Origin of the sequence: Butyrivibrio sp. WCD3002 (genome assembly GCF_000424265.1) — a bacterium.
GTDB lineage: Bacteria > Bacillota > Clostridia > Lachnospirales > Lachnospiraceae > Butyrivibrio.
On record NZ_AUJO01000001.1, the window covers coordinates 260,805 to 274,193 of the forward strand.

Sequence of the window (13,389 nt, forward strand, 5' to 3'; positions counted from 1 at the left end):
TTCAGACTATTAGATCTATTATCGATAAATTTTTTCTGAGTGATAATAGAGTGAATTACAGCGGGAAAGAATGAAAAGAATCAAGTCGCTGTAATTTATTGAATGGAGTGAGCTTAAATTACTGCGGGAAAGAATAAAAGTATCAAGTCGCTGTAATTTATTGAATGGAATGAGTACAAATTACAGCGGAATAGATAAAAAAGTGTCAAGTCGCTGTAACAACTAAGTGGAGAATGCTGCGCAAGTGAAAAGAGAGCATCTTGTCGATGTAATAATGAGCGTGGAATGCTGCGGAAGATTAAAAAAACATCAAATCGATGCAATTTTAAAAGAAATATGAGCACTAATTGCTGCGAAAAGAACGAATAGTTCTCATTTCAATGTAATTCACAATCAATTTGAATAAAGGTTAAGCAAATGATACTGGTAAATTTGAATAAAGATAAATTTAAATATGACATACATTCTTTGGTAAAAGCATTCTATCCGGCAGAGGATGTGCAGGTTCTGACTACTGAGGAGCTTGAAACCAGAGAAAATACAGATGGAGCTAATAATGCGCCTGATATAAGAATAGATTTACTTGAAGATGAGGGGCATATCGACATTTCATTTTTGCAGGAGGAGGGTAGATACACTTCTGAGACGGTAGAGTGTGATAGCGTGGCAGATAGCGATGCTTCCGCATCAACAAATGGGTCAGAAGCATCCCTTGCAACTCCCAAGAATGCACTTAAGCAGCTTCTTTACAAGGGATTATGTGAAAAGGCAGGAAGGTCGCTTCCATGGGGTTCTCTTACGGGAATAAGACCTACCAGAATACCCATGCAGATGATATATGAGAACAAGAGCGGGAAGGAAATCCGCGATTACATGCGCGGAACTTTTTTTGTATCAGATGAGAAGATGGACCTTGCCTACAATATCGCTGTAAGGGAAAAGAAGATTTTAGATAGCATAGACTATGAAGATAACTATAGTCTGTACATAGGAATTCCTTTTTGTCCTACCACATGTCTGTACTGCTCATTCACATCCTATCCGATTGCTACATGGAAAAAGACAGTGGATACTTACCTGTCCTGTCTTGAAAAGGAAATAGATTATGTGGCGCAGGCTTTTGCAGGGAAAAAGCTGAATTCTGTTTATATTGGAGGCGGAACGCCAACAACTCTTGAGCCTGACGAGATGAGAAGACTTATCGGATATCTGAGAGAAAAGATTGATCTGTCACATTGCAGTGAATTTACTGTTGAGTCCGGAAGACCTGATTCAATTACAAGGGAAAAGCTCAGAGCCATGAAGGAGTGCGGCGTGGACAGGATTTCTGTTAATCCACAGACCATGAGCGATGAAACTCTTAAGAGAATCGGCAGATGTCACAGTGTAGCACAGTTCATAGATGCCTATAACATGGCAAGGGAAGAGGGCTTTGATAATATAAATATGGATATTATCTTAGGACTTCCCGGAGAAACTGAAAGTGACGTACGTCATACCATGGCGGAGATTGAGAAGCTAAGACCCAACGATCTGACGGTTCACAGCCTTTCCGTAAAGCGTGGATCAAGACTTGCAGAGCACATAAGAACTAACGGATATTTCTTAGAGGGAGATACCGGTGCCATGATGGATATAGCAAGAGAAGGTGCTGCCAAAATGGGACTTACTCCTTATTACATGTATCGTCAGAAGAATATTTCGGGAAACCTTGAAAATACCGGTTATGCTGAGGAGGGGAAAGCAGGTATTTACAATATTCTTATGATGGAAGAGGTTCAGTCTATAGTTGCTCTTGGTGCAGGTACAGTCACAAAAAGAGTGTACGGTGATGGCAGGATAGAGCGCTGCGACAATGTAAAGGATGTAAAGCTCTACATCGAGAAGCTTGATGAGATGATTGACAGAAAGCGTAAGCTGTTCGGTTGAGCATTAGTAAAAATCCTAAGTTTAAACTTTGAACAGCGGCGTATCAGACAGAAATTATGATTTTTCTTATGGGAGAGGGTATTAAGAAAGATTGGGGAGTACTTTAAATGCAGGCAAATAATAAAAGATACGAGATGATGACACAGACACCGATACCGAAGCTTATTCTGACTATGGCGGTGCCGACTATAATAAGCATGCTCGTAACAGCAATATACAATACAGCAGATACCTTCTTTGTAGGTAGAATTTCAACTCAGGCTACTGCGGCGGTTGGTCTTGTTTTCACAATAATGGCTCTTATACAGGCTACAGGCTTCTTTTGCGGACACGGCTCCGGAAATTATCTTTCACGAATGCTGGGAGCAGGTGAGCATAAGGAAGCAAATGAGATGGCTTCCACAGGCTTTGCAATAGCGCTTATTATAGGTGTCATAATCGCAATCGTAGGAAATGTATATGTAAAAGAGCTGTCACTTATGATAGGTGCAACGGAGACTACTCTTGTTGATACAGAGAATTACATGAGAATAATTCTTATCGGTGCACCCTTCATGATAGGTCAGTTTGTTATAAATAATCAGCTGAGATTTCAGGGTGCTGCCATGTATGCCATGGTTGGCCTTATGTTTGGTGCTGTAATGAATATGGCACTTGATCCCCTGCTTATTTTTGTTTTCCATTTAGGGGTAAGAGGCGCAGCTATAGCTACGGTTATGGGCCAGGTTACAAGCTTTATTGTGCTTCTTATAGGCTCAAGCAAGGGTGAAAACATCAGACTTTCATTTAAAAACATTCGCATCAATCCTCATTACATAAAAGAAATAATTAACGGCGGTGCACCTTCACTCTTTAGACAGGGCATGGCTGCTGTATCATCGCTTCTCATGAATAAGATGGCAGGCTATTTTGGCGGAGATGCTGCTATTGCCGGCATGTCTATCACAACACGAGTTATGATGATGCTTATGTCAGCTCTTATCGGATTTGGTCAGGGATATCAGCCGGTATGCTCCTTTAACTATGGCGCGGGCCTTAAAAAGAGAGTGCGTGAAGGATACTTTTTCTGTGTTAAGTATTCAACTATTTTCCTTGCAATAGTAGGTGCTGCATGCTTTGCTTTTGCTCCCTCTGTAATAGGTATTTTCCGCGATGATCCTGATGTAATAGCAGTTGGATCTGTTGCTCTAAGATGGCAGTCAGCTACTCTTGTTTTCGGAGGAGTACTGGTCATTTCCAATATGATGCTTCAGTCAATCGGTAAGGGCGTAAAGGCTTCAATTACTTCATCTGCCAGAAACGGAATCTGCTTTATCCCGCTGATTCTAATTCTGCCTCAGATTTTTGGAATTTTCGGAGTAGAGATAACTCAGGCATGTGCGGATATTTTGTCTCTGTTTATAACAATACCTCTTGCTGTATCGGAACTTCGTAAATTTAAAGACTAAATTAAAAATTTATATATATTAGGGTGTTGACAGAGTCGGCACCCTATAATATTATACTAAGTGTACTAGATGGATTAGTACAGTAGATACAGATGTTGGAACAGGAGGAAATGATGCTGATCGAAATTGATTTCAGGGACAAGCGGCCGATATACGAGCAGATTTCAGATAAGATGTCTGAACTTATATTGCGCGGCATCATTGAAGCGAATGAAGCGCTACCATCGGTGCGCTCGCTGGCAATGGATCTTTCCATAAACCCCAACACCATACAGAAGGCGTATGACAATTTAGAACAGAGGGGACTGTGCTATTCGGTTGCGGGTAGAGGAAGATTTGCATCAGGAATATCGGAGGTGATACCGGAGATGAAATGTGAGTTTTGGAAAGAATTTGATGAACTTTTACAGAAGGCACTTCAGCTTGGAATTACTGAGAAGGAGCTGATGGAACATCTGAAGAAGGAAGAGGAAAAGTAAGAAAGGGGAATAGATGATACAGGCTACGAATTTGACGAAAAGCTTTGGCGACATACTTGCGATAAGTGGTATCGATCTGAAAATTGAGGACGGTCAGGTGTTTGGTCTTATTGGAACAAATGGCGCCGGAAAAAGTACTTTTCTTAGAATGGCTGCGGGAATACTAAGGCCTGACAGGGGGACAATTTCAATAGACAAAAGACCGGTGTTTGAAAATCCGGAGGTTAAGAAGGAATTTTTCTATATCTCTGATGATGTGGCATTTTTCGCAAACACCACACCGGTAGATATGGCAGTTTTCTTTGGGAAAATATATGAGAGCTTTGACATGGGAAGATTTAATGACCTTATGGATAAGTTCGGCCTTGAGAAAAAGAGAAAGATAAACACGTTCTCAAAGGGAATGAAAAAGCAGCTGAGCGTAATTTTAGGACTCTGCGCAAAGACCAGATATCTGTACTGCGATGAGACCTTTGACGGTCTTGATCCTGTTATGAGACAGGCAGTTAAGAGTCTTTTTGCAGGGGATATGGAGAACAGGGATTTTACTCCCATAATTGCATCTCATAACCTTAGAGAGCTTGAGGATATATGTGATACCGTAGGACTTCTTCATAAGGGCGGAATCATTTTATCAAAGAATATCGAGGATGCTCGTGCCGATGTTCATAAGGTTCAGTGCGTTTTCAGAGATGATGAGAGCAGAAATCGTACCTTTGAAGAGCTTAAGGTTATTGCAAGCGAGAACAGAGGAAAACTTTATGTCCTTACAATCAGGGGAAGTGAGGATGATATAGAGAGGACTCTAAGAGCAGAAAGTCCTATTTTCATGGAGATGCTGCCACTTTCTCTGGAGGAAATCTTTATTAGTGAAACGGGGGTTGAGGGCTATGACATCAAAAAGATTATTTGCTGATTTATGTGCAGAGAACAGAAAAAGAAGATTATGGCCCATTGCTCTTTGCATAGCAGGAAACTTCTTTGGACAGCTCGTTTATGCATATCTAGCGGTTATGAGATATGAGCAAAGGCTTGCAGAAGGAAGAACAGTTATAGAGGATGTAAGACTGGCATGCTTTGAAATGGCAGGCGGTCTGTCATGGCAGATAGGAATCCTTGTTGTGGGACTTGCCATAATAAATGCAGTTCAGGGCTATGGATACCTTTTCGATTCAAAGATGTGCGACCTTTACGGAGCACTTCCCGTAAAGAGAGAGAAGCTGTTTGGGGCTGTCTGTCTTAACGGCATTGGGATTTTTGCGGTTCCCTACATCATATTTAATGTGCTTGTTACTATATATTGCTTAGCAAAAGGATATCTTTTGGTATCGTTTTTGCCACAGCTTCTGGGGCTGATGGTTACTATAATTTCCACATATACGCTGATTTTTCTAACAAGTACGTTGGCCTGCGTAATGACCGGACATATAGTTGTGGCATTTATGGCAATCTTTGTATTTATTGTTGGCGGCCCTGCTACAGTATATATTATTGAGGTCTATAAGCAGGCATTTTTCCTGACCTACTATTGGAATCAGGAGCCGACTTATACCAGCTATACATCACCAATCACAATGTATATGACACTGTTTAGTGATGTTAATCGTAAAAACTATATGCTGTTTAACAAAGCGCTGTTTATAAAGACTCTTATCATAATTGCTTTGTGCATTATCCTTTATCTTATCTGCAGAGCTCTTATCAAGATAAGACCACTGGAAGCAGCAGGAAGATCCATGGCATTTGAAAAGACAAAGCCCTACATAAAATGTGCCATTACAGTTGTGGTTTCTCTTTATGCAGGAATGTTCTTTAAGTCCATAGGTGAAAAGTTTGGCATGCTGATATTTGGCATTATCTGCGGACTTGTTTTGAGTCATGCTGTGATTGAGACAATTTATGAGTTCGATTTTAAAGCATGTCTGTCTCATTTTGGGTCATTGATTGCATCAGTGGTAATTGCCGGCTTGATAGTCATTATTTTCGTATTTGATCCGCTTGGATATGAGACCTGGATTCCAAGAGCCGACAGAGTGAAGACTTACGCTATTGAACAGAATTATGTTTACAACGGCTTGCAGTACTCGGACGATAGCGGAAACAGTGTGATGTCTGAAAATTATGTTTTCGAAAACATGAGGCTCACCAATATGGAGAAGATTGAACCGCTTCTTATAGCAGGTGTGGAATTTGCCAAAAAGTACCACTACAGCTTTATTTTCCATGATGAAGTATATGAAAATGCTATTACTGAAAATGAAGGCATGCTTTATGGTTACTTCGATATTATGTGGGAGATGAATGATGGTCGAAAGATTTACAGAAGCTTCAGGGTGGACTTAAATGATCCTGCCAATAAGACCTGTGTAAAAGCATTGTTTGATGATCCTGATTTTAAGGAAGGCATATTCCAGATAATGAATATCTCTGAGGATAGCTTTGAAACTATCAAATACTACGACATAAAGGGCAGTCATGAGGTAAAGATTGCAAAAGAGGACAGAACAAAGCTTTTACAGGCAGTAAGAAGCGATATTGAAAAACAGACCTTTGAGGAGCTTTCAGAGGCTGATCCTACTATGCTTATTGGGCTGGCCAATAGTAGTAGTTACTATGGATTAGAGCTGTGTAATTTTTATCTGTATCCCTCGTTTACCGAGTCCAGAAAAGTACTTGAGGAGATTGATATTCCTACCGACTGGCTTGGAGATATCAACAATATCAATACTCTTGGTATTCAGTGCTATGACTATGATAACAATACCTACGAGAGATGGGATACCACAGATAAAGATGAGATTAAGGCTGTTTTAGATAACAGTACATCTAACTGGCTTAATACTAATTCCATTTGGCGACGTGGTGACAAGGATAGTGTTTATGCCGACCTCTTCATAAACGGTAACGCTTCAGACTATCTCTTGATAAATGATATCAGTGCTATGCCAAAGGAATTACAGGAAATAATTGAAAAAACTAAAGCCTATGAATAAAATTTCATTCCGTCCACATTAACGATATTTTGTTGTAAAATAAACATGTGGGCGGAGGTAGAGCTTATGGCAAATGTAATTAATTATCTGAAATGGCGCGGTGATCTTACATTTGATGAATCACCATTTAACGAAGTTGATAATCTCGTCTTGTCACTTGTTGTATATAGTGATCTTAAGGGCATTGTGCCTGAATATATGAGCGGTGGCAGCATCAAAGTCAAGGATGCTGCAGCTGCATTTTTTGAAAAGCATGATCCGAAATATATGGCCAGGATAGAGTACGACTGGGTACTTTATTATATGGCAAAGAGCAGGCGCTTTGGTGATCTTTTGCTGTCGGATTTTCTTGATATAAATGACATGTCTCAAAACATGCTGGTAACTGCCATGACGGTAAAGCTGCCTGACGGAAGCAGATATGTTTCCTACCGTGGAACGGGTTATGACATAGATGACTGGCGAATGGATTTCATGATTAGTTTTCAGGAGATTCCGGCGCAGAAGGAAGCTCTTAATTATCTTAGCAATGTAATGCAGAAATATTCGGGGGATTTCTTGGTTGGAGGTCACTCCAAGGGCGGCAATCTTGCTCTTTATGCATCCATGAATATTTTTGACACTCTGCAGATAAGAATTAAGCAGATTTACAGTAACGACGGACCGGGAATCTGTTCCGAGTTTTTGGATGAAGAGCGGTTTGAAAACATAAGACTGAGATTAACCCATATCGTACCTGAATTTTGCATTGTCGGTATGCTTTTCGAGCCTAATGTAAGGCACATAATTATCGGAAGCGAAGCCAAGGGAATTGCCCAGCATACGGGAATGACCTGGCAGGTAGACGGCAACCATTTTAAGAGAAAAAAGCATCTTAATGAAAACAGCGTAATGTACAATAGCATCATTGATGACTGGATTGAGTCCAACTCCATGGAGCATCGAGAGATTTTTACAAAGGATATTTTCGATTCCTTAAAGGCAGGCGGTGCAACCAGTATCCAGGATATTCAGGATGGTGGTATGCACGGCTTTGGAACGATTCTTTTATCCGCAGCTAATTCTGAGAGTAAGACAAAGATAGTATTTGGAAAATTCATAAGTACCTTCTGGGGCAGATTTGAAAAGCTTAGATTTATGGAAACGATAAAATCTCAGCAGGGTATTATCAGTCTTAGCCTGATTTTCCTGGGACTGCTGTTCTTTGCGATTCCGGAGAATGTATATAACCTGCTTGGCGCACTTATTGCTTTTGTTGGTATTATCTGGAGCGGAAGCTTCCTTATAAAGTCAGGTATGAGAGAGGAAAACGGCGTACTGAAACGAGGCAGAATGATATTCTGGATGGTTATAATGTGCTTTATGGTTTTTCTTCTTTCTAACCTGGAGAGAATACCCACCTGGACAAATGTTTTGGTGGCGGTAGCTTTTATCGTTCTTGCAGCTACAAGTGTCAGGTACGTAATAAAGAACAGAAAAACCATGTCTTTGTTAGCCAGATTCTGGATGATATTCGTTGCGGTAATAGCGCTGAATGTTAGCGTAATCATGTTTATGTCGCCTATGAATTTGTCCATAAGAAAGTCCATAACCGTAGGCAGTTATCTGGTTATAACGGGCCTTGTAAGACTTCTTATTCAGCTGCTTGGGGAGGCAAAGAGAGGTGTTGAAAAGGGCTTTTGTTATGAGGATGAGGATATTTGAGTTTTAACTCATAGATTTGAGTGTTACGAGGAAGTGAAAGGGAAAAGGGATGAGAAAAGGAAATATAAATAGGGGAGTGGCGGCACTGCTTTGTTTTTGCATGGTTTTTGGTGCCGGCTGCGGCAAAAAGGATGAACCGGTCATAAACAAAGAAAAAAAGACTATCAGCGAAGATGATAAAAACTACGTATATAGCCTCAGTACCGTAGATGATGCAATTTCAAATGAAAGAAATATTGAGAGTTTTTGCAGAAACGGCGATTATATTTATATACTTACATCTGAATATGGTGAAGTCACAGAAAGTTCCGTTAAGAGGGTTAGACTTAAGGACGGGACAGCCAAGGATTTTGTAAAGTTAGAGTCATCGGCGGATTGTTACTATGGCAACATTGCGTGCGATGATGCTGAGAATATTTACGTCACCAAAAACGAGTATCAGGAATCATTTGACGATGAAGAAAATGTTGAAGATGCCAACACTCTTATAGTCAAGGTTGCTCCTTCGGGGGAGGTGCTTTGGGAGAAAAAGCTTGTTGAAGAGGATAAGAGCAGCAATCCCAACAGCTTAGTTTATGTTAAGGATGTTGGAGTAGTTACTGCGTCTCAGTCAGGCTTTGCTATCTATAATCCTGAAACCGGAGATGGAGAGATGCTTGAATATGGCAAACGCTCCGGTAATGAGGAAGAGTATTATTATGAGAGATCCCTCTTTGTTTTAAGAGACGGAGAACTCTACCTTCAGGACAACGATGAAGACTGGAACTATAGGATATCAAAGTTCGATAAGGCTGCTAAAGTCTTTAATAAAATAGAAAATGCTTATCCTGAGGGTGTTTATGGCGGGGATCAGCTAAATCCCGGCAAAAGCTTTGATGTTTACTACATGAATAGTGATGCCATAATGGCATACAACCTTGGAGATGCAGAGGCTACCAAGATCTGCGATCTCACTGCATCTGATCTATTGATAGATTACGTCAGATACATCTATGAGAAGGACAATGGCAACCTGATCGTCTACGCTTCAATGCCCAGCGAGGATATGGGGCTTTATGAGCTTACAAAGGTTGCTCCTGAGAATATAAAGGATAAGGAAGTATTAGTCCTTGGTACGGTATTTATCAATGATGATGTAAGAAAAGAGGTTGTAAAATTCAATCAGCTTCATGATGATTACTGCATCAAAATAGAGGATTATTTTAGCGATACCTACAGTGACGATATGGAAGGCCTTGAGAAGGTAACGGAGGCCTTTAACCTTGATGTTACCAGCGGAAATACGCCTGATATATTTGTTCTTAGTTCCTATATTCCCTACGAGAGCTATATAAATAAGGGGCTTATAGAACCTCTTGATTCCTATATTGAGAAGGATCCTGATATTTCCCTCGATAATTATCTTCCCAATATCATGGATGCCTGCAAAAGAGATGATAAGCTTTACATGATCATACCAAGCTTCTATATAGATACAATGAGCGCTGCTAAGAGTATGGTTGGTGATGAAAAGGTGACCCTCAATAATTTCAGGGATATCTGCGAAAAAAACAACATCGATCCTACAATGATGATGGGCTACAGCACAAGAGATTATGGATATATGTACTACTCAAGATGCGGAAGCTGCTTCATTGACTATGAAAAAGGAACCTGTGATTTTAAAAATCCTGCATTCATAAAGCTTCTTGAATATATTAAGGAGCTTCCTGCTACTGAGGCTGAGGACTATGACTACTCACAGTATGAGACCATGTACCGTGAAAAGAAGGCCCTTCTTAGAAGTGAGTACCTGTCATCCTTTGAGGATTTTCAGGTTTCAACAAGAGGATATTTTGGCGAAGAAATAGTATACAACGGATATCCTACCGATAAAGGCGGTGAGTCATATATTGTTCCGCTGCAGCAGCTTGCCATGAGTAACAGCTGCGCAAATAAGGAAGTGTGCTGGGAGTTCATTAAGCAGTTTTTGTCTGATGATTTCCAGGATACTGTAAAGGATAGAAAGTGGGGCTTCCCTATCAGTAATAAGGCCTTTGATGAGATGTGCAGCCTTGCTCAGGAACCGCCTTTCTTCATCAATGCAGAAGGTAAGAAAGAGCTGTCTGAGAGCTACTACGGAATTGGCGATATTGAGATCAAGATAGATGAGCTCTCAAAAGAAGAAGCAGAAGGTCTGGCTTCCTTTATTAAATCGGTTGATAAGGTTGACCAGTCCAATGACAAGGTTTCTGAGATAATCGAGGAAGAGGTTGGCGCCTTCTTCGAAGGACAAAAGACTGCCGAAGAGGTTGCAGATATAATACAGAGCAGAGTTTCTATATGCCTAAGCGAGAGCATGTAAAATAGAATTAGTTTAGAGCATTTCGAAAAGCAGTTGGTGATTCACCGACTGCTTTTTTGAATATGCGGCTAAAGTACAAAACATCACTAAAGCCAAGGGAAGCTGCTATGTTTGAAACTGAAATATCACTTTCCGACAACAGGAATTTGGCTTTCTCTATTCTTAAATTCGCAAGATATTTCATGGGAGAAACACCCATTTTTTCTTTAAAATAGTGAGAAAAATATCCTTCGCTAAGATTGCAGTATTTTGCCATGGACGTAACTGACCAGGCATTATTGTAGCTTTGGTTTAGCTGAATTATCAGACGCTCAAGAACAAGATCGTTCCTGTCCTCGGAAGCTTCCAGCTCCATACTGCGATTTATAAGGGCCAGCATCTTTTCAAGATCTGCAGTCGCAACAATACTATATCCGGTCTTTTTAAGCTGAAGCTCTTTTATGATTTCCTGAAATATATCTTTAATCTGGATGCTGTTACCGATATAGCCTGAATGAATATGAAATTCATTCAGGATTTTTTCTGCATTACTGCCGGTAAAATGAATCCAGTATGCGCTTGTCTTATCCTTAAAGGAATAGGAATACAACTGAGGCTCTCCGGGCCTGTATAGAACAATGCCGCCGGCATTTACTATCTGTTCTTTTCCGGAAAAGTTGAATATACCGCATCCTCTCGTAATATAAATAAGCTGATAATCCAGCCTTCCATTAGGACGACTTTTGGAAAAATCTCTTGTAAGAAAACTCTGTTGTCCACAGCAGTTTACCTCAAGGGGTATATTATAGTTGGAAAAGCCTATTTCTCGCCTGTATTCTCTTAAATGTCCTGAAATATCTATCATAAAAATCACCTTAAAAAAGCAGAATTGTCCATATAGAAACCAGCAAAATGTATGTAATATAGTAACGCGTGGCATTATGATGTGCAATATGTTTGATAACAATTAAATAAAAAAGAGGATACCTGATGTGAAAAAACAAATTGTGTTTATTATGACGGACACCACCAGACGGGATATGCTCGGCTGCTATGGTAATCCTAAAATGTCCACGCCAAATCTTGATGCCCTTGCGGATGAGGGAATCAGATTTGAAAACGCCTACACTGCGCAGCCTGTTTGCGGGCCTGCCAGATCTGCGATTTTTACCGGAACATTTCCCCATACCAACGGAATGGTAACAAATTGCATAGCTATGGGCGAAAATGTAAAAACCATAGGCCAGCGCCTTACCGATAACGGCCTTCATTGCGGTTATATAGGGAAATGGCACTTAGATGGCAGTGATTACTTTGGAAACGGCGTATGTCCTGAAGGTTGGGACGAAGAGTACTGGTACGATATGCGAAGATATCTGGATGAGCTTTCTGATGAGGATAAGGTCAGGTCCAGAAAATCAGAGACTGCCTACGAAGCAGATATGACAGAGGATTTTACTTATGCTCACAGATGCTCGAACAGAGCACTCAAATTTATTGATGAGTATAAGGACGAGGATTTTTTCCTGGTGGTTTCTTATGATGAGCCCCATGGTCCCTGTCTTTGTCCGCCACCCTTTAATGAGATGTATGAGGGCTTTAAGTTTGAGGACAATCCCAATTTTCAGGATGACCTGTCAAAAAAGCCTCTTATGCAGCAGCTTTGGGCAGGAGATGCCATAGACAAAAAAACAGAAGAAATAAACAGACCATCAAAACAGCTTTCACTGTTTTTGGGCTGTAACAGCTTTGCTGATTACGAGATAGGAAGAGTCCTTGATGCGGTGAAAAAAGACCTTCCCGAGGCTATGGTTATTTTTACCTCCGATCATGGTGACATGCTTGGTAATCACAGGCTTCAGATGAAAAATGCCGCAGCATATAAAGAAATAGCAAATATTCCGCTGATAATAAAGGGCGGCGAGAAGGGGAAGGTTGTAGATTATCCCGCATCACATATAGATCTTGCTCCAACAATTCTTGATTACATGGGAATTCCTGTTCCCGAGTGCATGGAAGGGAAAAGCATGCTTCCGCAGATAAGAGACACCGGGGTAAGGATAAATGATAAGGTGTTCACCGAATTTACCAGATATGAGGTTGATCACGACGGCTTTGGCGGCCTTCAGATGATGAGGGCAGTCATGTCAGAGAGGTATAAGCTTGTTATAAATCTGCTTGATACAGACGAGCTTTACGATATGGAAAAGGATCCTTTTGAAGTCACGAACCTGATAAATTCTCCTGAGTATGAGGATATTCGTAACGAGATGCATGATGCACTTCTTGAGCATATGAATGCCACAAGGGATTTATACAGAGGATATCAGTGGAGCTGCAGACCCTGGCGAAGGGATAAACATCAGGCCTGGGCAAACGATGGCTATACAAGGCAGAGACTAAATGAAGAGTATGAGCCCAGACAGCTTGATTACGATACCGGACTTCCTATGACGGAAGCCGTAAGAAAAAAGACTACAAAGGATGAAAAAAACTAAGATTGGAAGGTATGA

Annotated in this window: 9 protein-coding genes; 8 read left to right on the forward strand and 1 reads right to left on the reverse strand. The window is 40.7% G+C overall.

All coding sequences use genetic code 11. The annotated features are described in order from the left end of the window. The first annotated feature begins 432 nt into the window (after positions 1-432). From hemZ to G608_RS0101065, 7 genes are all read left to right on the forward strand, one after another. The gene (gene hemZ / locus G608_RS0101035) at positions 433-1,929 is read left to right on the forward strand and encodes a coproporphyrinogen dehydrogenase HemZ (protein ID WP_330366824.1); all 1,497 of its coding nucleotides are present in this window, start codon (positions 433-435) and stop codon (positions 1,927-1,929) included. A 107-nt stretch (positions 1,930-2,036) separates the two neighbouring features. Continuing rightward, positions 2,037-3,377, forward strand: a complete 1,341-nt coding sequence (locus G608_RS0101040) for an MATE family efflux transporter (RefSeq protein ID WP_026494437.1) — start codon at positions 2,037-2,039, stop codon at positions 3,375-3,377. A gap of 92 nt (positions 3,378-3,469) precedes the next feature. Further along, the gene (locus G608_RS0101045; protein WP_026494438.1) at positions 3,470-3,856 is read left to right on the forward strand and encodes a GntR family transcriptional regulator; all 387 of its coding nucleotides are present in this window, start codon (positions 3,470-3,472) and stop codon (positions 3,854-3,856) included. Between the two features lie 13 nt (positions 3,857-3,869). Then, entirely contained in the window at positions 3,870-4,772 is a 903-nt protein-coding gene (locus G608_RS0101050) for an ABC transporter ATP-binding protein (RefSeq protein ID WP_026494439.1), read from the forward strand. After that, on the forward strand, positions 4,747-6,849 hold the full coding sequence (locus tag G608_RS0101055; RefSeq protein WP_026494440.1) for a DUF6449 domain-containing protein: 2,103 nt from the start codon (positions 4,747-4,749) through the stop codon (positions 6,847-6,849). The genes G608_RS0101050 and G608_RS0101055 overlap by 26 nt, the downstream gene beginning before the upstream one ends. Positions 6,850-6,915: 66 nt before the next feature. After that, the gene (locus G608_RS0101060; RefSeq protein ID WP_026494441.1) at positions 6,916-8,553 is read left to right on the forward strand and encodes an Mbeg1-like protein; all 1,638 of its coding nucleotides are present in this window, start codon (positions 6,916-6,918) and stop codon (positions 8,551-8,553) included. A 49-nt stretch (positions 8,554-8,602) separates the two neighbouring features. Continuing rightward, a complete protein-coding gene (locus tag G608_RS0101065; RefSeq protein WP_026494442.1) occupies positions 8,603-10,897 on the forward strand; it encodes an ABC transporter substrate-binding protein in 2,295 nt (764 codons plus the stop codon). A gap of 7 nt (positions 10,898-10,904) precedes the next feature. On the opposite strand, the gene G608_RS0101070 is transcribed toward G608_RS0101065, so the two are convergent. After that, positions 10,905-11,741, reverse strand: a complete 837-nt coding sequence (locus G608_RS0101070; RefSeq protein WP_026494443.1) for an AraC family transcriptional regulator — start codon at positions 11,739-11,741, stop codon at positions 10,905-10,907. Between the two features lie 127 nt (positions 11,742-11,868). Between G608_RS0101070 and G608_RS0101075 the strand changes: the two genes are divergently transcribed. After that, a complete protein-coding gene (locus tag G608_RS0101075; RefSeq protein WP_026494444.1) occupies positions 11,869-13,374 on the forward strand; it encodes a sulfatase-like hydrolase/transferase in 1,506 nt (501 codons plus the stop codon). The last annotated feature ends 15 nt before the right edge of the window (positions 13,375-13,389 follow it).